The sequence below is a fragment of the Mycobacterium sp. MAA66 genome, from assembly GCF_041261665.1.
Lineage (GTDB): Bacteria > Actinomycetota > Actinomycetes > Mycobacteriales > Mycobacteriaceae > Mycobacterium.
On the sequence record NZ_JBGCCC010000020.1, the window covers coordinates 1 to 19549 of the forward strand.

Annotated in this window: 19 protein-coding genes, 1 tRNA gene and 1 pseudogene; 11 read left to right on the forward strand and 10 right to left on the reverse strand. The window is 64.6% G+C overall.

Translation table 11 applies throughout. The features are described 5' to 3' along the window. Positions 1-101: 101 nt before the first annotated feature. Complete coding sequence (locus ABIA30_RS27120) at positions 102-461, reverse strand: lipopolysaccharide assembly LapA domain-containing protein (protein WP_370071260.1); 360 nt, start codon at positions 459-461, stop codon at positions 102-104. A 106-nt stretch (positions 462-567) separates the two neighbouring features. Between ABIA30_RS27120 and ABIA30_RS27125 the strand changes: the two genes are divergently transcribed. Genes ABIA30_RS27125 through ABIA30_RS27145 form a run of 5 tightly spaced genes read left to right on the forward strand, consistent with a single transcriptional unit; the run spans position 568 to position 4535 of the window. Further along, on the forward strand, positions 568-1521 hold the full coding sequence (locus ABIA30_RS27125; protein ID WP_370071261.1) for an ABC transporter substrate-binding protein: 954 nt from the start codon (positions 568-570) through the stop codon (positions 1519-1521). Then, positions 1518-2630, forward strand: coding sequence for an ABC transporter ATP-binding protein (locus tag ABIA30_RS27130; RefSeq protein WP_370071263.1), 1113 nt, complete (start codon positions 1518-1520; stop codon positions 2628-2630). The genes ABIA30_RS27125 and ABIA30_RS27130 overlap by 4 nt, the downstream gene beginning before the upstream one ends. After that, entirely contained in the window at positions 2615-3250 is a 636-nt protein-coding gene (locus ABIA30_RS27135) for an ABC transporter permease (RefSeq protein ID WP_370071265.1), read from the forward strand. The genes ABIA30_RS27130 and ABIA30_RS27135 overlap by 16 nt, the downstream gene beginning before the upstream one ends. Next, positions 3247-3933, forward strand: a complete 687-nt coding sequence (locus ABIA30_RS27140; protein ID WP_370071267.1) for an ABC transporter permease — start codon at positions 3247-3249, stop codon at positions 3931-3933. Before ABIA30_RS27135 ends, ABIA30_RS27140 begins: the two co-directional genes overlap by 4 nt. Further along, complete coding sequence (locus tag ABIA30_RS27145; protein WP_370071269.1) at positions 3930-4535, forward strand: putative glycolipid-binding domain-containing protein; 606 nt, start codon at positions 3930-3932, stop codon at positions 4533-4535. Before ABIA30_RS27140 ends, ABIA30_RS27145 begins: the two co-directional genes overlap by 4 nt. Here ABIA30_RS27145 and ABIA30_RS27150 read toward each other — a convergent pair. Continuing rightward, on the reverse strand, positions 4498-5442 hold the full coding sequence (locus tag ABIA30_RS27150) for a prephenate dehydrogenase (RefSeq protein WP_370071295.1): 945 nt from the start codon (positions 5440-5442) through the stop codon (positions 4498-4500). The genes ABIA30_RS27145 and ABIA30_RS27150 overlap by 38 nt on opposite strands. A gap of 94 nt (positions 5443-5536) precedes the next feature. Between ABIA30_RS27150 and ABIA30_RS27155 the strand changes: the two genes are divergently transcribed. The 3 genes from ABIA30_RS27155 (at position 5537) to ABIA30_RS27165 (ending at position 6650) form a co-directional block, all read left to right on the forward strand. Next, the gene (locus ABIA30_RS27155; RefSeq protein ID WP_370071271.1) at positions 5537-6055 is read left to right on the forward strand and encodes a tRNA adenosine deaminase-associated protein; all 519 of its coding nucleotides are present in this window, start codon (positions 5537-5539) and stop codon (positions 6053-6055) included. After that, complete coding sequence (locus tag ABIA30_RS27160) at positions 6052-6504, forward strand: nucleoside deaminase (protein ID WP_370071273.1); 453 nt, start codon at positions 6052-6054, stop codon at positions 6502-6504. Before ABIA30_RS27155 ends, ABIA30_RS27160 begins: the two co-directional genes overlap by 4 nt. A 55-nt stretch (positions 6505-6559) precedes the next feature. After that, positions 6560-6650: transfer RNA gene (locus ABIA30_RS27165), tRNA-Ser, on the forward strand. Between the two features lie 65 nt (positions 6651-6715). Here ABIA30_RS27165 and ABIA30_RS27170 read toward each other — a convergent pair. The 3 genes from ABIA30_RS27170 to ABIA30_RS27180 all read right to left on the reverse strand — a co-directional run bounded on the left by ABIA30_RS27170 (position 6716) and on the right by ABIA30_RS27180 (position 10464). Further along, complete coding sequence (locus ABIA30_RS27170) at positions 6716-7441, reverse strand: hypothetical protein (protein WP_370071275.1); 726 nt, start codon at positions 7439-7441, stop codon at positions 6716-6718. A gap of 306 nt (positions 7442-7747) precedes the next feature. Then, a complete protein-coding gene (locus tag ABIA30_RS27175) occupies positions 7748-8497 on the reverse strand; it encodes a hypothetical protein (RefSeq protein ID WP_370071277.1) in 750 nt (249 codons plus the stop codon). Between the two features lie 194 nt (positions 8498-8691). Further along, positions 8692-10464, reverse strand: coding sequence for an ABC transporter ATP-binding protein (locus ABIA30_RS27180; RefSeq protein WP_370071279.1), 1773 nt, complete (start codon positions 10462-10464; stop codon positions 8692-8694). Between the two features lie 123 nt (positions 10465-10587). Here ABIA30_RS27180 and ABIA30_RS27185 point away from each other — a divergent pair, with 123 nt between their 5' ends. Next, positions 10588-12474 (forward strand): ABC transporter ATP-binding protein/permease, encoded by a 1887-nt coding sequence (locus ABIA30_RS27185; RefSeq protein ID WP_370071281.1) that lies wholly within the window; start codon positions 10588-10590, stop codon positions 12472-12474. Here ABIA30_RS27185 and ABIA30_RS27190 read toward each other — a convergent pair. After that, positions 12455-12628, reverse strand: a pseudogene (locus ABIA30_RS27190) (MarR family transcriptional regulator); the annotation flags it as partial. The gene ABIA30_RS27185 and the pseudogene ABIA30_RS27190 overlap by 20 nt on opposite strands. Before the next feature lie 60 nt (positions 12629-12688). Here ABIA30_RS27190 and ABIA30_RS27195 point away from each other — a divergent pair. Continuing rightward, complete coding sequence (locus ABIA30_RS27195) at positions 12689-13630, forward strand: PHB depolymerase family esterase (RefSeq protein WP_370071283.1); 942 nt, start codon at positions 12689-12691, stop codon at positions 13628-13630. Positions 13631-13633: 3 nt separating this feature from the next. On the opposite strand, the gene ABIA30_RS27200 is transcribed toward ABIA30_RS27195, so the two are convergent. The 4 genes from ABIA30_RS27200 to ABIA30_RS27215 form a co-directional block, all read right to left on the reverse strand. Then, on the reverse strand, positions 13634-15091 hold the full coding sequence (locus tag ABIA30_RS27200; protein ID WP_370071285.1) for an FAD-dependent oxidoreductase: 1458 nt from the start codon (positions 15089-15091) through the stop codon (positions 13634-13636). Between the two features lie 66 nt (positions 15092-15157). After that, on the reverse strand, positions 15158-16297 hold the full coding sequence (locus ABIA30_RS27205) for a helix-turn-helix transcriptional regulator (RefSeq protein WP_370071287.1): 1140 nt from the start codon (positions 16295-16297) through the stop codon (positions 15158-15160). A gap of 90 nt (positions 16298-16387) precedes the next feature. After that, positions 16388-17470, reverse strand: a complete 1083-nt coding sequence (locus ABIA30_RS27210; protein WP_370071289.1) for a dihydrodipicolinate reductase — start codon at positions 17468-17470, stop codon at positions 16388-16390. After that, positions 17467-18462: a Rieske 2Fe-2S domain-containing protein gene (locus ABIA30_RS27215; protein ID WP_370071291.1), complete on the reverse strand. Its 996-nt coding sequence runs from the start codon at positions 18460-18462 to the stop codon at positions 17467-17469. The genes ABIA30_RS27210 and ABIA30_RS27215 overlap by 4 nt, the downstream gene beginning before the upstream one ends. A gap of 62 nt (positions 18463-18524) precedes the next feature. On the opposite strand from ABIA30_RS27215, the gene ABIA30_RS27220 reads away from it, so the two are divergent. Further along, entirely contained in the window at positions 18525-19145 is a 621-nt protein-coding gene (locus ABIA30_RS27220; RefSeq protein WP_370071293.1) for a TetR/AcrR family transcriptional regulator, read from the forward strand. The last annotated feature ends 404 nt before the right edge of the window (positions 19146-19549 follow it).

The following is a 19549-nucleotide window of genomic DNA, read 5'->3' on the forward strand; positions in this document are numbered from 1 at the left end:
GGTATCGATTTTCGGGCTCGGATGGGCAGCGGTGATGGTGGGTATGAGGATCCGGTGGGCCAGGCCGTGGCACCACTGATCGCCGAAGGGCTGGCGCTGCTCTAGCTGGAGCCGGCCTTGAGATTCTTGCGGGCCGCCAACCGCAATTGCAGCAGCCGGATGCTGGCCACCCCAAAGGTCAGTAGGCCACCGGCGACCGCGCCGAGCAGGATGGCCACCCCCAGCTGTACTCGCCACTGCCAGGCGAACAGCCGGATCGGCACCTCGTCGCCGTTCTGGATGATGAACACCAGAAGTAGGACAAGCACCAGGAATCCGGTGATCAGCGCCGTCCACAGCGCTGCGGTCCTGGTGAATTTCACCGCCGACTCAGGCTGCTTGCCCTGCTGTTTGGCAGGTTGTTTGGCGGGCTGCGTGGGCTCAGTGGTTGCCGACGGTTCTGCCGGGGAGTCGGTACTCATGATGACCATCTTGACGGTTCAAGTCGCCGGATGCTGGGAACTGCGACACCAAATTTGGAAGAACGCTAAGGTCGCGACATACCGCTGACGCCGAAAGGACGTTCGGATGGCCCTCGTGCGCGCTGTCGCGCCGCCACGAATTCTGACCGTGTTGGCGTTGGTATTGGCCGTTGTGCTGACGGGCTGTGGCAGTTCGAACCCGCTGGGCGGCGGCGGGATCACCGGCGATCTGAAGTCGATCGCCGTCGGCTCCGCCGACTTTCCGGAGTCCAAGATCATCGCCGAGATCTACGCACAGGCGCTGGAGGCCAATGGTTTCACCGTCGGCCGGCAGTTCGGCATCGGCAGCCGCGAAACCTATATCCCTGCGGTCAAGGATCATTCGATCGACCTGATCCCTGAGTACACCGGGAACCTGCTGCAATACTTCGACCCGAAAACCAAGGCCAGCACACCCGAGGACGTCGAATTGGCTTTGCAGCGGGCACTTCCCGGTGATCTGTCGATCCTGACGCCATCGCCGGCCGCTGATACCGACACCGTCGCGGTCTCCGAGGAGACGGCCCGTAAGTGGGATCTCAAGACCATCGGCGATCTGGCCCGGCATTCGGCCGAGGTGAAATTCGGTGCCCCGTCGGAATTTCTGCAGCGCACCGAGGGCATGCCCGGGCTGAAGGCGAAGTACGGACTCGACGTCGCACCGGCCAACTTCATCGCCATCAGCGATGGCGGGGGACCGGCCACAGTGCGCGCCTTGGTCGACGGAACCGTCACCGCCGCAGACATTTTCAGTACCGCACCCGCAATCGTCCAGGAAAACCTGGTGGTTCTCGACGATCCCAAACACAACTTTCTGGCCGCCAACGTGGTGCCGCTGGTCGCGTCGCAGAAGAAGTCCGATCTGCTCAAGACGGTGCTGGACGCGGTCAGTGCGAAACTCACCACGCAGGATCTGATCGAGCTCAACACCGCAGTGTCGGGCAACGGCGGTGTCGATGCCGACCAGGCGGCTCGGAAATGGGTGCACGACAACGGATTCGACAAGGCTATCGGCAGATGATCACGTTCAGCAACGTCACCAAGAAGTACGACGACGGCACTGTCGCGGTCGACGATCTCAGCCTGGACGTTCCCGAAGGCACATTGACGGTGTTCGTCGGGCCGTCCGGATGTGGCAAGACCACGTCGATGCGAATGGTCAACCGGATGATCGACCCCACCGAGGGAATACTGACGGTGAACGGCCGGGATGTCGCCACGGTCGACCCGGTCGAGTTACGTCTCGGCATCGGGTACGTGTTGCAGAGTGCCGGCCTGCTCCCGCATCTGAAAGTCATCGACAACGTCGCCACCGTCCCGGTGCTCAAGGGCCAATCACGCCGTGGCGCACGCAAAGCGGCGTACCACGTGCTCGAACGGGTCGGTTTGGATCCGAAACTGGCCAACCGGTACCCGGCCCAGCTTTCCGGCGGTCAACAACAACGCGTCGGGGTGGCGCGGGCACTGGCGGCTGATCCGCCGATCCTGCTGATGGACGAACCGTTCAGCGCTGTCGATCCGGTGGTTCGCGAGGAACTGCAGGCCGAAATACTGCGACTGCAAAGCGAATTGCGTAAGACCATTGTGTTCGTCACGCACGACATAGACGAGGCGGTTCGGCTCGGCGACAAGGTGGCGGTATTCGGCCGTGGCGGTGTGCTCCAGCAATACGATGCCCCGCAAAGACTCTTGTCCAACCCTGCCAACGACTTCGTCGCCGGCTTCATCGGCACCGATCGTGGCTACCGGGGCCTGCAGTTCCTGGATGCCACCGGAATACCGCTGCACGATGTTCGGACGGTCGCCGAGGTCGCGGTGAACGCGCTCGATCTCGCCGACGGGCAATGGGCCCTGGTGACCAAGCCCGACGGATCGCCCTACGCCTGGATCAACGCCCCCGGAGTGGCGCTGCACCGGATCGGAAAATCCCTGTACGACAGCACTATTGCCGGCGGATCGCTGTACCACCCGGATGGCACGCTGCGCTTGGCACTCGATTCCGCATTGTCCTCACCGTCCGGGTTGGGTGTCGCCGTCGATGAGCACCTCCAGGTGATCGGTGGAATCCGGGCCGACGATGTGCTGGCAATGATCAACGGCCGCAAGGGCATCCAATGCGATACCTGCTGACCCACCTGGACACCGCGTGGCTGCTGACGCAGATCCACCTGAGGCTGTCGCTGGTGCCGCTGCTGATCGGCCTGGTCATTGCGGTACCGCTGGGCGGATACATTCAGCACCGTCCCACGCTGCGCCGACTCACCACGGTGACGGCCAGCATCGTGTTCACCATCCCGTCGTTGGCGCTGTTCGTGGTGTTGCCGTTGATCATTCCCACCCGAATACTCGACGAGGCCAACGTCATGGTGGCGTTGACGCTGTACACCGTTGCGTTGCTGGTGCGTGCGGTGCCCGAAGCGCTCGACGCCGTGCCGGGCGAAACGCTGGACGTGGCGACCGCAATCGGCTATCGGCGACGCAGCAGATTGGTGAAAGTTGAACTGCCGCTGGCGCTTCCGGTGCTGGTCGCGAGTATCCGGGTCGTCGCCGTCACGAACATCTCCATGGTGTCGGTGGGTTCGGTGATCGGCATCGGGGGGCTGGGTACCTGGTTCACCGAGGGCTATCAGGCCAACAAGAGCGGCCAGATCGTCGCGGGCATCATTGCCGTCTTTGTACTGGCGATCGTCGTCGACATCGCGATCATGCTCGCCGGGCGAGTGGCCACGCCGTGGCGGCGGGCCGCATGAATTTTCTGCAACAGGCCCTCAGTTACCTGGGTACCGCGGCCAATTGGTGGGGACCGGCGGGCATCGCTGCCCGCATCGGTGAGCATCTGCAGTACACCGCGGTGGCGGTGGTGTGCAGTGCGCTGATCGCCGTGCCGCTGGGGCTGTTCATCGGACACTCGGGCCGGGCCGGTTGGCTGGTCAGCGCCATCAACGCGACCCGGGCACTGCCCACCCTGGGCATCTTGCTGCTCGGGGTGTTGCTGTGGGGGCTCGGCTTGGTGCCGCCGACCATCGCCTTGATGCTGCTGGGCATACCGCCGCTGCTGGCCGGCAGCTATGCGGGCGTCGCCAACGTCGACCCGGTGATCGTCGATGCGGCGCGCGCGATGGGGATGACCGAGCGGCAGGTGCTGCTGCGTGCCGAGGTGCCGGGAGCCCTGCCGCTGATCATCGGGGGGCTGCGGACGGCGACACTTCAGGTGGTGGCAACGGCCACCATCGCCGCCTACGCCAGCCTCGGCGGCCTCGGCCGCTATCTGATCGACGGGATCAAGGTGCGGCAGTTCTATCTGGCGTTGGTCGGCGCGCTGTTGGTGACGGCACTGGCCCTGCTGTTGGACGCGGCGTTGGCGCTGGCGGTCCGGCTGTCGCGGCCCGCGGGCTACGAAGCGTCGGGTTCGTCGCCTACGGTAGACGCGTGAGTGCAGCCCAATCTGAGGCCAGCAATGACGCCGCGTGGCCGGCGATCCTGACCTGGCGCGCCCAGGACGAGCCGCGCATGGAGTCGGTACGGGTGCAGTTGTCGGGTAACCGGATCAAGGCCTACGGCCGCATCGTCGCGGCGCAGACCCCGTTGCATCCGGCGTTCAGCGCCTCGTACGACCTGGTGACCGACGAGAGTGGAGCCACCAAACGGTTGTCGCTGACCGTCACGCTGGCCGAGCGCGAGCGGCAGCTGTCCATCGCCCGCGATGAAGAGAACATGTGGCTGGTGCAGGATCACCAGAACCAGACCAAGCGTGCGGCCTATGACGGTGCGCTCGACGTCGACGTGATCTTCAGCCCGTTCTTCAATGCGCTGCCCATCCGGCGGACCGGCCTGTACCGGCGGACCGACACGGTATCGCTGCCGGTGGTGTACGTGCGGGTGCCGGACCTGACGGTGGAGCCGGAGACGATCGGCTACACCAGCGGTGGCCACGGCGAGCCGATCAAGCTGAATTCGCCCGTCACTCAGACCGATATCACCGTCGACGACAACGGCTTCATCCTCGATTACCCAGGACTGGCAGAGCGGATCTGATCACCCCGCCGGCGCGGCCCTGAGCGGCCAATTCGGCACGCCAACCGTCGGCGCCGATCACGGTGGTCATGATCTGCGGGCGGCTGAAGCTCTCGTAGCGGGTCCGGGCGGCGTGCCCGGTCTCCACCAGCTCGGCCACCGAATCGGCATTGACCAGCGAGGATCGTGCCTGGTTGAGCAGGTCCAGCGCGCGGTCGAGCATCACTGTCAGCTGATCGGCGTTGGCCTCGCACATAGCGCGCACCAGGTCCGGCGCGGTGGCCGCGACCCGGGTGCCGTCACGGAACGAGCCGGCGGCCAGCGCGAAGGCCAACGGCACCTCCCCCGCGGTGGCGGCCAGCGCCTCGGCGAGCAGATGCGGCAGATGCGAGATGGCGGCTGCTGCCGCGTCGTGTTCGTCGGATCGGGCCGGCACCACCACCGCGTGGCAGTCCAGCGCCAGGTGCATCACCTCGGTCCACACCTGTGGGTCCACGTGATCGTCGACCGACAGCACCCACGGCGCCCCGGCGAACAGCTCGGCGGTACCGGCGGCCCATCCGGAGTGCGCCGTGCCGGCCATCGGATGGCCGCCGACGAAGTTGCGCAGCAGGTCGTATTGCTGAACCTGTTGCAGCACATTGCCTTTGACGCTCACGACATCGGTCAGTGGGCAGTCCGGCGCGCTGTCTCGGATGTGCTCGAGCATGCTCGGCAGGGCGGGAACCGGGACCGCGAGCACGATGAGTGCGTCGGTGGCAGCAGCGCGCTGCAGTGCCTCGGTAAGGTTGTCGGTGGCATCGAACCCCGAGGCCCGCGCCGCGGTGACGCCGTCGATCGAACGGTTGTACCCGAAGACCTCGCGACCGGCGCTATGGGCCGCACGCATCAGCGAACCGCCGATCAACCCCAAACCGAGTACGCACACCGGAGTCGTCACCTTCCAAGGTTGGCACATGCGGTGCCGCCGGCGTAGCCGGGACCGCTGGTCAAGTGGCAGGCCGCGGACTAGCGTTACCCGCATGGCAGCACAGCGCGCGCAGGCACAACCCTCCGGTGCCGACCTACCGGATGGGTTCGGTGTTGCTGTCGTGCGTGAGGACGGCACCTGGCGGTGCGCGCCACTGACCCGGGCCGGGTTGAACGATCTGTCTGCGGTGGAGACCGAGCTGTGTGAATTGCGCAGTGCTGGAGCAGTTTTCGGCTTGCTGAACATCGATGACGAATTTTTCGTGATCGTCCGTCCGGCCCCGTCGGGCACCCGGCTGCTGCTGTCCGATGCCACTGCGGCGCTCGATTACGACATCGCCGCCGACGTGTTGGAGAAGCTCGACGCCGACGTGAGTCTGGACGAGTTGGAGGAGCAGGATCCGTTCGAGGAGGGCGACCTCGGGGTGCTGTCCGACCTGGGACTGCCCGAGGCGGTGCTCGGGGTGATCTTGGCTGACGACGAGTATGCCGACGAGCAATTGAGCCGGATCGCGCAGGAGATGGGCTTCGGCGACGAACTGTCGGCGGTGTTGGACAAACTGTCCCGGTGATTTCAGACGAACGGCTGATCCGGCTGGCGCTGGATGCGGCCGGTCTGGCCGGTGCCGACGATGTGCCGATCGGTGCCGTTGTCTTTTCTGCCGAGGGTGTCGAGCTGTCGCGCGCCGCCAATGCCCGGGAAACCTTGGGGGACCCGACCGCGCACGCCGAGATTCTGGCCTTGCGTGCGGCCGCCGCGGTGCACGGTGATGGATGGCGGCTGGAAGGGGCGACCCTGGCGGTGACCGTCGAGCCGTGCACCATGTGCGCCGGCGCGTTGGTGATGGCGCGGGTGGCCCGGGTGGTGTTCGGGGCGTGGGAACCCAAGACCGGTGCGGTGGGCTCCTTGTGGGACGTCGTGCGAGACCGGCGCCTGACGCACCGGCCCGAGGTTCGCGGCGGGGTGCTGGAGCCTGAGTGCGCGGCGCTATTGGAGTCTTTCTTCGCCCGTCAGAGGTAACTGGTGGTCAGGGCTCGATTATGGCCAGCAGCGCGCGGCCGGTAAGCTGCCACACGGTGGCGTGTCCGAGCGGCCTAAGGAGCACGCCTCGAAAGCGTGTGTGGGGTAACCCCCCACCGAGGGTTCAAATCCCTCCGCCACCGCCACGAGCCCCTCACCTGCGTGCAGGTGAGGGGCTTTTTGTTTCACGTGTGCTGTCGGTCAGTCAAGTTCAGCGACCGGCGCCGAAGCTCGTGCCACCGCCGATGTTGCCGCCCCCGATCGGGGTGTTGACCCCGGCGCCGGTGCCGGCATTGACGCCGGCGCCCCGGGCACCGATGTCGGCTCTACCGTCGGTGTCGAGGTTGGCGCCGCCGAGCGGGGTGTTCACTGCCGCGCCGCCGTCGGCGTTGGCGGATGCGTCACCGGGGTGCCAGGCCGGGAAGGGGTTTGGCACGTCGAGGTTGGCTCCGCCGCCGGTGTTGATGCCGCCTTGTGCGACCGGGGTGTTCACTGCGGCTCCGCCGCCGGTGTTGGTGTTGGTGTTGGCGTTGGCGTTGGCGTTGGTGTTGGCGGAAGCATCGCCCGGGTGCCAGGCCGGGATGGGGTTGGGCACGTCGAGGTTGGCGCCGCCGTCGGCGGAAGCATCGCCCGGGTGCCAGGCCGGGAAGGGGTTGGGCACGCCGAGGTTGGCTCCGCCGCCTGCGTTGACTCCAGCGCCGCCGCCGGCACCGGCCGAAGCGTCGCCCGGGTGCCAGGCCGTAAACGGGTTGGGCAGGCCGAGGTTGGCGCCGCCTCCGACATTGCCGCCGCCCACCGGGGTGGTGATCGCAGCTCCGGTGTCGCCGGACACTTCGTCGTCAGCCCATGCCGAACCGGCGGCGGCCAGTGGGATCAGCGCCAAGGCCGATGCCGCAACGAAACCGACCAAAACGCGGTGACGTCCAGGGTTGCTCATGAGAGGTACTCCAATCGTGGTTATATCGCGTGGGGTCGCGGACCGTCCACGGTTATGAACGTGCACAACCCACAGCCCTGATATCGGCCCCCTCGGCATCTCCGTTACACGCAGCAAAGAAACGATCGGCGATGCACAGCTTGCTGACAGGCTTGGGGAGTGTCAGATTGTCAAGCCATTGCATGGCAAGTATTGGCGCTCGCCCACGGCAATGTGTTTGCCACAAGCGCAAATAAGCTAATGCAAAACAAAACCGCGGGGCACACCGGCTCGGCCGGCAGTGCCCCGCGGTTTGATGTCGTCGGGTCAGAACGGGTTGTCTGGCCCGCCTTCGGTGGGGTTGTCGAAGTCGTCGGTCCCGGACGCCTTGTGGGAGATGTCGTGGCCCTCGCCGACACGGACGCAGCCCGCGGTGCAGTCCTGCATCACGATCGTTTCCGGTCCGCCGTGCACCACACGCCACTTCCACGCCGTCTGGGTGACGTTCTGCTCGACCAGTACCTCGGCGCGGTCGCCGACGGTGCAGTTCATCGTCCGGTCGCCGGAGTCGGTGGTCTCGTGGAGCAATTCGCTGTCGGTCAGCCCCAGCGGATTGCGGATCAGCCGCACGCCGAAGCGCTCGACCATGTCGTGGGCCTGCAGTCGCTCGGCGATGCCGGCCAGAATGATCGCGTCATCGTCGCTCAACGGCTCTGCGTCACCGAAGTCGTCCGGCTCGGCGAACTCCATGCCGACCACACCCACTCCGTCGGCCAGGTCGTCGAATCGAATTGCGGTGGCACTCAGCTGCCCGAGGGCCGAACGGTCGATCGGCGAGGTCTTGGTCCCGCGCGGTGAATGCACCACCTGCTCGACGAACACCTCACCGGGCTCGGGAAGGAAGTGCTTGTGCAGCAACCAGATTCCGAAGCGCTGCCAGGCCTCGGTGGTCACCAGATACTGGCCCAGCTCATTGAGGCAGGCCTGATCGTCTGCGTTCAAATCGCCGACATCGGTGGCGTCCATGTCGCGCAATGCTTCGTAATCCTCAACACCATGGTCCCGCATAATCAGCATCGCCACGCTCCTTAATCATGTCTTCGTCGAAGAGAATCCCAACCAGCTGGTGGACATGCAGATGTTAGCAACGCCAATGCCTTTCACGTCGGGTTTGATGGCAACCCTGTCCGGCGCCACACCATCCGTTCACCTGGAGTTTGACTGCAAGATGAATGGCGCTGAGCGGGGCCCGTTCTCGCGGCGGCACCGGGTCAGGCTGGCTGCTCGAACTGCAGCCGGTGCAGCTGGGCGTAGACGCCGTCCAGTTGCATCAGTTCCTGGTGCGAGCCGTCTTCCACCACCACGCCGTCCTTGACGACGATGATCTTGTGCGCGTCACGCAGGGTGCTGAGGCGATGAGCGATCGTGATGACCGTGCGCCCCTCCATGAGTCGTTCCATCGCCTCGACCACCAGGTGCTCGGACTCGGCGTCCAAAGCCGCCGTTGGCTCGTCGAGGATCAGGATCGGATTGTTGCGGATGAGCGCCCGAGCGATGCCGATGCGCTGGCGCTGACCGCCCGACAGCGTCGATCCCCGGTCGCCGACCAAGGTGCAGTAGCCATCGGGCATGCGGTCGATGAATTCGTCGGCATTGGCCATCTTGGCGGCGAGGATGATCTCGTCCTCGGTGGCATCCGGGCAACCGAAGGCGATGTTGTCGCGAATGGACCCGCGTAGCAGCACCGTGTTCTGCAGCACGAAGCCGATCTGGGTGCGCAGTCCGTGCAGTGTGTAGTCGGCGGTATCGACACCATCGATGGTGATCCGGCCACTGTCCAGGTTCCGGAACCGCGGGATGAGGCTGACCAGAGTGGACTTACCGCTGCCGGTGGGGCCCACGATGCCGACCATCTGTCCCGGCTCGACCGTGAACGAAATGTCGCGCAGCACTGGCACTTTCGGGTCATAACTGAAGGAAACGTGGTCGAATTCGATCGCCCCCTTGAAGGGTGGCGGGTCGATCGGGGCGGGGCGCTCCGGGATCGTGACGTCGGCGTCACACACCGCGGTGACCCGCTGGAACCCGACCGACACCTGGGCGATGGTGTTCGTCATCTGCGACAGGGTGCGCACCGGTTGGAAGAACCGCGCGAGGTACGCCAGGAATACGGTCAGGGCACCCGCGGTCATGCCTCCGTGCAGAACGAGAAGGGCACCGCGCCACAACACCAGTCCGGTGCACGCCGCGATCACCACGCTGACGACCGGCGAGAGCAGTGCCGACAGTTTTCGCGTCTTGAGCCATGCCGTGACGGTTTCCTGGCTGACGGTCTGCACCTTCTGGTCGGTGTAGTCCTCGCGGGAGTAGGCCTGCACCACCTCGATCGACTGCAGGCCCTCCTGCAACGTGGCGAGCAGGTCGGACTGACGGGTGCGCACCTCGGAGACGGCCACCTTGATGGCCTTGTTGACGCGAATCAGGAAGATGATCAATATGGGCGTCACGGCGAGGGCGATGAGCGCGAAATCCCAACGGAGCATGAGCATCACCACCGCCATGGCGACCAGAGTCAGCGTGTCGGTGAGCATGTTGAGAGTGGAGGTCGACGCAAAGCTCTGGATCGTCTGGACGTCGGTGGTAAGGGTGCTCAGGATGGTGCCGACCCGATTGGTGTCGTAGTAGGCGAGCGACAGTTCCTGCAAGTGGTGGTACAGCCGCACCCGCAGATCGTTTCCGATGCACTGGCCCAGCCGCTCGGTCGTATAGCTGGCGACATAGAAGGCGGCCCCGCTGACCAAGGCGATGGCGACGGTGGCGACGCCCGCCGCCGCGGCGATGTGAATCTTGGCGTGGCCGCCCATCATCGGAACCAACCAAGCGATCCACTTCGGCGGGGGGTCACCGGCGACGACGTTGTCCAGGACGACCTTCAGCGGCCATGGCATGGCCAGGCTCATGAGCGTCGACACCAGGGTGGCCCCGAGAATGATCGCAATCAGCGGCCGATGGGCGTTCAGTAACTCACGAAGTAGAGGGGGCACGACAGGTCGTCTCCTGTTAGCACTGCATTTAGCCGAACGGTAGCAGCGCCCGCCGAATCGGGCGGCGCTTGTTTGGACATTGTTCAATCGACATATTCTGCGGCGGCGAACGATACTCGTGCGATGTTCAAACCCTCGATCGACTGGGGCAATCAGCTCGCCTTATCGGTGTGGTGGATCGCCGAAGCATGGGCGATCAGCGCGATATGTGCTCTTGTGCTTGCGCTTCTGCTGATCCGCTATGTCACGTGGGCGAAACGGTTCTGGCGCGTCACCGGTGCGTACTTCACGGGCCGGGACAGCTGGCCGGTGTGGTGCGTGCTCTCGGTGCTGCTGCTGTCGGTGATTCTCGAGGTGCGGATTGCCGTCCTGCTCAGCTATTACAACAACGACCTGTTTTCCGCGCTGCAAATCGCTTTCCGCGGCGAGGGTGCGCACAATGCCGCCGAACGAAACTCAGGCATACACGGCTTCTGGGTGGCCATCGTCATCTTCTGCATTCTCGCCGCGATCCATATCGCACGAATCGTGTTCGACACGTACCTGACCCAGCGGTTCATCATTCGGTGGCGCGTGTGGCTGACCCGTCGGGTGACCGGGGACTGGTTGTCCGGTCACGCCTATTATCGCGGCCGGTTCGTCGAGCCCGTCGTGGACAACCCAGACCAACGCATTCAGCAGGACATCGACATGTTCACCACGGGCGTGGGTACCGGTCCCAACGTCCCCACCTATTACTCGCAGAGCATGCTGTTGTTCGGGGCGATCAATTCGGTGGCTTCGGTGGCGTCGTTCGCGATCATCTTGTGGCGGCTTTCGGGCACCCTGACCGTGTTTGGCGTCGGCATACCCAAGGCGCTGTTCTGGATCGTGATCGCCTACGTGCTGACTGCCTCGGTCATCGCCTTCCGGATCGGCCATCCGCTCATCCGGCTCAGCTTCCGCAATGAGCAGACCAACGCGGCATTTCGCTACGCGTTGGTGCGGTTGCGCGATGCGGCTGAGGCGGTCGGCTTCTATCGGGGTGAACGTGCCGAGCGAAAGCTGTTGGAGCAACGGTTTTCTGCCGTCATATCGAACTATCGGCATTACGTCCGCAGGACGCTCGGGCTGGTCGGGTGGAACTACTCGGTGACCCAGACGATCCTGCCGCTGCCCTACGTGTTGCAGGCCCCGCGGCTGTTTGCCGGCACGATCAAGCTGGGCGACGTCACCCAGTCCGCCGGGGCCTTCGGCAAGATCGAGTCGGGGTTGTCGTTCTTCCGCAATGCCTACAGCCAGTTCGCGAGTTACGAAGCCGCGATCATTCGACTGGACGGGCTGATCGAGGCCAACGAACGTGCCCGCCGACTGCCGGTGTTGCAGGCCGAACCAAGCTCCGGCGCAGTGATCTTGGCTGGGGTCGCAGTGTCCACGCCCGCGGGAGAGCCGTTGGTGGCTGCTCTCGATCTGCGGCTGGAACCGGGCCAGTCCTTGGCCATCACCGGTGCGTCCGGCAGCGGCAAGACCACCCTGCTGCGTAGTCTCGCCGGGTTGTGGCCCGCCGCGACCGGTCTCTGGCACCGGCCTGCCGATGACGCCACGATGTTCGTCTCGCAGCTGCCCTACTTGCCCCTGGGCGATCTGCGGACGGTCGTGTCCTATCCCGCCGAACCCGGCGACATCGCCGACGAGCTATTGCAGGACGTCTTGACCCGGGTTTCCTTGGCGCCCTTGCGTGATCGGCTCGACGAGGAGCGGGACTGGGTCAAGGTGCTGTCGCCGGGAGAGCAGCAGCGCGTTGCGTTCGCTCGAGTGCTGCTCACCAGGCCCAGGGCGGTGTTCCTCGACGAAGCCACCTCCGCGCTGGATGAGGGCCTGGCCTTCGCGCTGTATGAATTGCTGCGCACCGAACTGCCCGACACGGTCGTGGTCAGCGTCAGCCACCACCGCTCGCTGGTGGCCCAGCACCAGAATCAGCTGGAGTTGCTGGGTGACGGTGCGTGGAGATTCATGCCGGTGCATCCTTAGTCAGCAAGAGCTGCAATGTATCTCGCAGCTCGTCGAGTCGCCGCTGGCCCAGAATCCGGCGCCAGTCGGCCTCTATGGCGACGGCGTTGGCGCGCGTCACCGCGAGCGCCTGCCGACCACGGGGTGTCAGTTCGATCAGCAGAGTTCGGGCGTCGTGGGCTCCCAGCCGGTACCGGGGGATGCGTCCGTCATCAGCCGAGTGCACGATGGGCACATGACTCGTGCGTCGCGCGGCCTGCTGATCGCTTGCCTGACCGTCATCTCGACGCTGGCGCTCAGCGGATGCTTCGGTGGACGGCACGCCGTGGGTGCCCCGCCGGGTGGCATCCCGGTGGGGCAGTCCACTCAGTCGCTGTCCTCCGACGGTATCGACCGAACCTTTGAGCTCTACCGTCCCGAAGGGCTCAGCGGCCCAGCACCTTTGGTGGTCATGCTGCACGGCGGCTACGGCGACGGAGCGCAAGCCGAACGCGCATACAACTGGGATGCCGAGGCGGATGGGGCCCACTTTCTGGTGGCGTACCCAGACGGGATGGACCGGGCCTGGAATGCTGGAACCTGTTGTGGCATACCGAAGAGTCGCAACATCGACGACGTCGGGTTCATCACCGCCGTGGTGGCGGCAATCGCCGCGCAGACTCCCGTCGACCCGGCGCGCGTGTACGTCACCGGCATGTCCAACGGAGCGATGATGGCGCTGCGCCTGGGCTGCCAGAGTGACCTGTTCGCCGCGATCGCTCCGGTCGCCGGGACGCTGTTGGCGGACTGCTCGCATGCGGCGCCGACATCGGTGCTACAGATCCATGGCACCGCGGACGACCGAGTTCTGTACGACGGTGGGCCGGGCAAGGCGAAAACACTGACAGGTGCACCGAATGTCGATGGGCCGTCGGTGCCGGCGGTGAATGCGACGTGGCGAGGCATCGACGGTTGTGGGCCACCGGCGACGTCAACGGCCGGTGCGGTGACGACCCAGACCGCGGACTGCCCCGGCGCGCGCACGGTCGAACTGATCAGCGTCGACGGCGCAGGCCATCAATGGCCCGGCGGTGTGCCGAGCCCGCTCGCTCAACGGTTGGGTGAACTACCACCCCCATCGACCGCACTCAACGCCACCGACACCATCTGGCAGTTCTTCAGCGCGCACCCCAAGTAGTCGTCAGGCGCGCTGGAGTTGGCCGAGTGGCGCGCACCGGACGTCGAATCGTTCGGCGACGGTGTCCAAGGTGCGGCGCAGGTGCGGGCGCTGACGGTGATGGGTGGCCATGAATCGGGCCAGCCCGACAGCGCGCCTGGGCAGTGGATACCACCGAGCGGGGTCGAGCCCGCAGTCGCGAAAGACCCTGGCGGGAAGAGCATCTGAGATCAGGCTCATGTTGTGTTGCGCCAACGACATGAGGACGTAGGGAAATGCCGCGTTCGACTTGCGCCGCAGGTCGAACGTGTCCAGCGCGTAAAGCGGGATGTCCGCGAGCTGATCGGTGAACATCAAGTGGGTGAGGAAATAGCCCATGTATGTCGTCAGGTGCAATGCCGCGGCTCGGCTGTTGATCGACAGCACCCGACCGCTGGGCGTCGTGTACGGCTCGTACGGTCGCGGGCTGCGCAGCAGGTACCCGGTGCAGTTGATGATCCAGCTGTCCGGGGCGATCTGCCGGACCGTACCGCTGCGAAGCTGCAATTCGGTCCGGTCATCGTGGTCGACGGCGTCTACGAAGTGGTCCATCACCACCTGGTTCAAACCCGCGGCGATCATCTCGGTCTCCGCTGTGGACACAATTCCCAGGAGAAAGTTCCCAGTGCCGGGCGTCAGCCATACGCCACAGCGCGCTCGGAACGCGCGCGCCACCTCGTCTTCGTTGGTGCCGTCGAACAGACGGGTCAGCTCGCCCACGAGGGCATCGAACGGCACTCCACCCCACCACCTTTCGCCGCCCGTGGGGAGGACCCGATCGCGGCGCAGAAAATAGGTCCCCGAACCACCCAGCAGATTCACCTCACGCCCGGGGCGGGCGGTGATCAGTGCGCGCGCGGTGTCCATGGCGGTCTTGCCGCTGCCGACGATCCATACCGGCGCGTCGCTGGAATTGATCGGGCCACAGCGGACATCGCAGGAGTCCGGTGACACCGAACGGACGTGATGGCTGGAGACCGGCAATGGTTTGTTGGGCTCGACCTCGGCGCCGTAGGCCTTGATCAGTCGTACGGCTTCGACCACCAGGGTCCGGCCGTCGTCGGAGGTGCAGGTAACTCTGACTTCATCACCGGTTTCCTCGTCGGATTGCATTGTCCAGCCGAAGAATTCATCGACGGTGATGTGCTGTCGGATGACATCGAGGCAGTGGGTGAAGTGACCCAATACCTCGGACTTGGTGGCCAGATATGAAGGCTCGCGGTTCAGCGTCCAGCCGATGTTCCCCGCGGTGAAGAACGGGTGTGGTTGGTGCAGGCGGACGTAGTCGTAGGTATCCACCCACATCCCGCCGGTGCGTGCGCGGCGATCGATCAGTATCGCCCGTTGGCCAGGCCTGAGGTATTGGCCGGCGACAAACAGGGCGTTCATGCCGGCGATGCCGGCACCCACTATGCAGACATCGCAGCGTTCGAGCTGTTCCATGCAGTTGTTCCTAGCCGTGCGTGCTGGCTGGTGGCATCAGCCAAACGGTTGAACATCGGGCGAGACCTACAACGCAATTGCCATCAGCAGGCGCACCAGCTCGGCTTGCCGGTGAGTGCCGGTCTTGTCGAAGATGTGCTGCAGGTGCGTTTTCACTGTGCCGGTGGACAGGCACATGCTCTCGGCGATCGGCTTGATGCCGTCGCACTGCAGTAGACGGATCGCCACGGCGGCTTCCGCATTGGTCATGCTGTACAGCCGACGGAGCAGATCCGGCGCAGGTTCTGGTTGTTGTTCGGGATCGATGATGAGGAGCAGCGCCCGCGATTCCGTGTAGTCGGCTGCGGTGCGGCGGACGGGCAGCACGTGAATCACGTATGGGCGCAACCCGGATGGTCGTGGGCAGAGCAGAGAGTTGCCGCTGGCTACGGCAGATTCGCAGTGGCCGAGGGCGGTGTTGATGGCGCGATGCAGTGCCACATCGACGCGGGGAGAAGCGATCTCGAACACCCCGCCCTGGATACACAGGCCATCTTGGCGGGCGACGATCTTCTCGGCCGCGGAATTCAGATAGCGCACCGACGGGCCCGCGCCGACGATCGCCATGCCGACTCGGGTCACATCGTCCATGGCGTTGGAGATGTCGTGCATGTGGTGGGTCACGTCGTGCATATCCCTGTCGATCCGCAGCGCCTGCTGGAAATGGGGCACCAGTGCGTTCGCCAGTTCGACGTGCTCGGCATTGTCGAATGGTTCGGAACGCTTGCGGGTCGCGATCAGGAAACAGGCCGGCATGCGGTCGTCGGTCAGTCGCACGAACAGGCCGTCGTCAAGGTGATGTCGGCGCATCCAATCGAGATGGAACTCGGCGTCCGGTCGCAGGGCCGCAAGCGGTTGGCCGCCGCGGACCAGACCCACGGGTCCGGACTCGACGGCCTCCAAGACGTAGTCGATGTGGCGGTAGTACTGGTCGTAGTCGCGGATCGCCTCATCGGGGATGCTGGCACACTGCCGCCTCCGGCTGATCCCGTCGGCCATCACCAGGCCCGCGCCGTCGGCGCCGAAGACCTCAGCCGTTTTCACCATCGCTGCGGGCCAATCTTCCGGATGGATCGCAGCGTGATAGATCGACGAGACTAGGTGGGAGAACTCGCCGACCGCGACCATGGCCGGGTCTCCCTCAAGCGTGCCACGCTCACACGTCACACCCTTCGCGATATGGCCTCACAGCCGCTTCTCAGCGGCATTGACGGTAGCGTAACTCGAGACCAAAGGTATGTATATATTCTGGCGGGATCAGTCCAGCTTGAACCGGCCGGCGAACCCGCGGAGGGGCAGATCGGCGCTGGTCAGCAATCCGGGTGGGGCAGCCACCACGGAGGCGATCGCGCTGAGGGCCGGCATGCCCGTCACCGTCATACCGATGGATGCAAAGTTGTCCGGGTTGGACAAGTCGACGCCAGGCTTGGGGAAGATCATGTGCTTGTTGTAGACGCACGGATCCCCCTTGATCTGGGTGATGTAGCAACCCTGGATCTTCCAGCTCGGATCGGTGTGCGGGGTCATCTGCCACTCCAGATGGGTCTCGACCCGCGGCACCCCGTCGACCATGCCCTGGTACTTGATGTAGTTGCCGCCGAGGGAGCCCTTGGGCAAGGTGTACCAGCCCAGGTCGACGTCCTTTGTGCACGCTCCCAACTCGTAGCTGAACTTGACCTCGTCGAGTTCCAGTCCGAAACAGTCGGCCATCATCAGCACGCTGTCGGCGAACACCCGGGTGTACTTCTCCAGCTTGTCCGGGATCGACGGATCATCAACGGGCAGGCCGTAACCCACCTCGATCCAGGTGTCCTTCGAATGGTGGCAGGACACATCCACCGACTCGATGGTCGTGACGTTCTCGATCTCGGCGACGTCGGCCGAGCAGACCACGCCCAGAATCTGATTCAGGCCCGGATTCATCCCGGTGCCGTAGAACGTCGACCCGCCCTTGGCCGCGGCTTCGGCGAGGATCTGACTGACCGACTTTCCGGATGGGTGCGGGTGGTTGGTGTCGCGGTGCCAGCCGGTGATCCAGTCGGCGGTGGTGACGATATTGATTCCGGCCTCAAGGACTTTCACGTATAGGTCCTCGTCGGGGAAGACGCCGTGGAAGGTCATCACATCGGGCTTGGCGGCAATGATGTCGTCGACGCTCCCGGTGGCGATCACCCCGTTGGGCGCCAGGCCCGCGATCTCGCCGGCATCGCGGCCGATCTTCTCCGCTGTATAGCAGTGCAGCCCAATGAGTTCCAGATCAGGGCGGTCGGCTATGCGCTTGATCATCTCGGTGCCGACGTTGCCGGTGGCCACCTGGAAGACGCGGATCTTGTCGCTCATTCGGTGTCTGCCCTTCGTGTGTCCGGATAGAACTGATTGGCCCACTTGCGAATTGCGGTGAAGCCCTCGTATTCGGCGGTCGCCAGCGCGGGTGGATCCGAATAGCGTTGGTAGCGCCAGATGTCGATGTCCTGGGCGAATTGTCGGATGACCTCTGCGCCGAACATCTGGGCCTTGTCGGCGGTGCGCTGGTCATCGCGGCCTGGGGTGCGCCCGATGTAAACCATGAACCGCACGTCGGACGTGGATTCGTCGACCGGGGTGACGGCCGAGATGGTGCGGTTGTCGATCATGCCCCAGCTTTTGGTCACGGCAATGCCGAGTCCGCCGTTGATGGCCTCCACCCCGCTGTTGATGTCGTCGATGCTCTGGCCGTCGTCGCCCTCGAAGGTGACGGTGAAATCTACGTACGACCACGGTTCGTCGAAGTCGTGCCGGGTGAACCTGGGCACGATCGGGGTCTGGTGCACATATTTGAAGTGCGCGAAATCCACGCCGTTCTCGAGTACGTACTGCGGATGCATCTCCAGATCTGTGCGGTACAACCGCTGTTGCGGGTAGTAGTCGGCTGCGGTTCTCTGACCGAAGTCGGCGAAGATGTCGGGCGCTTCGAAATAGGGTTCGCGTCCTTCGGCGTCGTGCCAGATGTACACGGATTCGTTGCGTTCGACGACGGGGTAGGTCCGAATGCGCCGACCGCGGTTGGGCCGATCCTGGTAGGGGATACAGACGTTGCGGCCCTCGGTATTCCATTGCCAGCCATGGAACGGGCACTGGATAACTTCGCCTTCGACATGGCCACCGTGGCCCAGATGGGCGCCGAGGTGTTCGCAGTAGGCCTCCATCACGGTCAAGGTGCCGGATTGTGTTCGCCAGGCGATCATTTCGCGATCGAAGTACTTCATTCGATGGACGTCGCGGGCGTTGATCTCGTTCGACCATGCGACCTGAAACCACCCGGTGGGTTTCATCGACAGTGGCGGTTTGGCCATTCTTCGGACTCTAGGGAGAGATCATAGAGGTGTCAATGAAAACTTGGGTTACCATGCCTTCCATGGCGGAACCGGACAGCGCGGGGCGGCGGGCCAACCGTCGTGGGCAGGCGTCGCGGGAATCCCTGTTGGAGGCTGCTGTCAAGGCGCTCGCATCGGGGGAGCCCGTGTCCGCCAACCGAATCGCGAAACAGATCGGCGTGACGTGGGGGACGGTGCAGTACCAGTTCGGCGACACTGATGGATTCTGGGCGGCGGTCATGCATTACACCGCCGAGCGCCGGGCGAATCTGTTCAGTAAGACCAAAGCGAGCCGGACCCTTCGCGGCAGGGTGGCCGGAATCATCGACACCCTGTACGACGGGCTGACTGCCAGGGACTCGCTGGCGATCGAGAACCTGCGGGCCGCGTTGCCCCGTGATTACGTTGAGCTGGAAAGGCTTTACCCGCGTACCGCCGCCGAGTTCTACTCCTGGGGACAGAGTTGGCAGGAGACTTGCCAGCAGGCGTTCGCGGATCTGAACGTCGACCCACGTCGGGTGCGGGAGGTGGCGTCGTTCATCCCCGGCGCCATGCGCGGTATCGCCTCCGAGCGTCAGCTGGGTACCTACTCGGATCTGGACGAGGCGCGGCGGGGGCTGACCAACGCCATTGCGAGCTATCTGGGCGGCGGGGAAGCGTAACGCCGGCTGGCCCGATTCTCGGGATCGCTTTCGATTAGTGACGCTAACCAGACTTTGGGGGATTGTGTGGCTGCCCGTCCCTGGCGCCTTCTGTCCTCGTTGATTTGTTGGGCTAAGTGACTCGCGTTCCGGGGGCGCGGCGCCGGTGCTTGAATCTTGTTGTGGTTAGCCGGCCTAATCGCAGACGACGGCAGTCTTCGGTCGTCGCGAGTTCGGCGCCGAGTAGAAGGAACAGCCAATGCTGTTGGGCGGCTGACGTTTAGATGTCCTAAGCGCGTCTGGTGGGTGGGGGATTGTTGGCGCCGGTGTGTGTCGGTGGCGAGGTTTATCATCGAATGTATGTTCGAATCTGGGGATTCTTCGGCTGTGGCGGTGGTGGATGCGATCGCGGTGGCTGCGCGGGA

What these genes read in the sequence shown, in the direction of transcription:
- ABIA30_RS27155 (WP_370071271.1), top strand. Translation starts at nt 5,537, where the DNA reads ATGGCAGCACAGCGCGCGCAGGCACAACCCTCCGGTGCCGACCTACCG.
- ABIA30_RS27170 (WP_370071275.1), bottom strand. Translation starts at nt 7,441, where the DNA reads ATGAGCAACCCTGGACGTCACCGCGTTTTGGTCGGTTTCGTTGCGGCA.
- ABIA30_RS27130 (WP_370071263.1), top strand. Translation starts at nt 1,518, where the DNA reads ATGATCACGTTCAGCAACGTCACCAAGAAGTACGACGACGGCACTGTC.
- ABIA30_RS27135 (WP_370071265.1), top strand. Translation starts at nt 2,615, where the DNA reads ATGCGATACCTGCTGACCCACCTGGACACCGCGTGGCTGCTGACGCAG.
- ABIA30_RS27215 (WP_370071291.1), bottom strand. Translation starts at nt 18,462, where the DNA reads ATGGCCAAACCGCCACTGTCGATGAAACCCACCGGGTGGTTTCAGGTC.
- ABIA30_RS27125 (WP_370071261.1), top strand. Translation starts at nt 568, where the DNA reads ATGGCCCTCGTGCGCGCTGTCGCGCCGCCACGAATTCTGACCGTGTTG.
- ABIA30_RS27175 (WP_370071277.1), bottom strand. Translation starts at nt 8,497, where the DNA reads ATGCTGATTATGCGGGACCATGGTGTTGAGGATTACGAAGCATTGCGC.
- ABIA30_RS27210 (WP_370071289.1), bottom strand. Translation starts at nt 17,470, where the DNA reads ATGAGCGACAAGATCCGCGTCTTCCAGGTGGCCACCGGCAACGTCGGC.
- ABIA30_RS27140 (WP_370071267.1), top strand. Translation starts at nt 3,247, where the DNA reads ATGAATTTTCTGCAACAGGCCCTCAGTTACCTGGGTACCGCGGCCAAT.
- ABIA30_RS27220 (WP_370071293.1), top strand. Translation starts at nt 18,525, where the DNA reads ATGGCGGAACCGGACAGCGCGGGGCGGCGGGCCAACCGTCGTGGGCAG.
- ABIA30_RS27120 (WP_370071260.1), bottom strand. Translation starts at nt 461, where the DNA reads ATGAGTACCGACTCCCCGGCAGAACCGTCGGCAACCACTGAGCCCACG.
- ABIA30_RS27200 (WP_370071285.1), bottom strand. Translation starts at nt 15,091, where the DNA reads ATGGAACAGCTCGAACGCTGCGATGTCTGCATAGTGGGTGCCGGCATC.
- ABIA30_RS27195 (WP_370071283.1), top strand. Translation starts at nt 12,689, where the DNA reads ATGACTCGTGCGTCGCGCGGCCTGCTGATCGCTTGCCTGACCGTCATC.
- ABIA30_RS27185 (WP_370071281.1), top strand. Translation starts at nt 10,588, where the DNA reads ATGTTCAAACCCTCGATCGACTGGGGCAATCAGCTCGCCTTATCGGTG.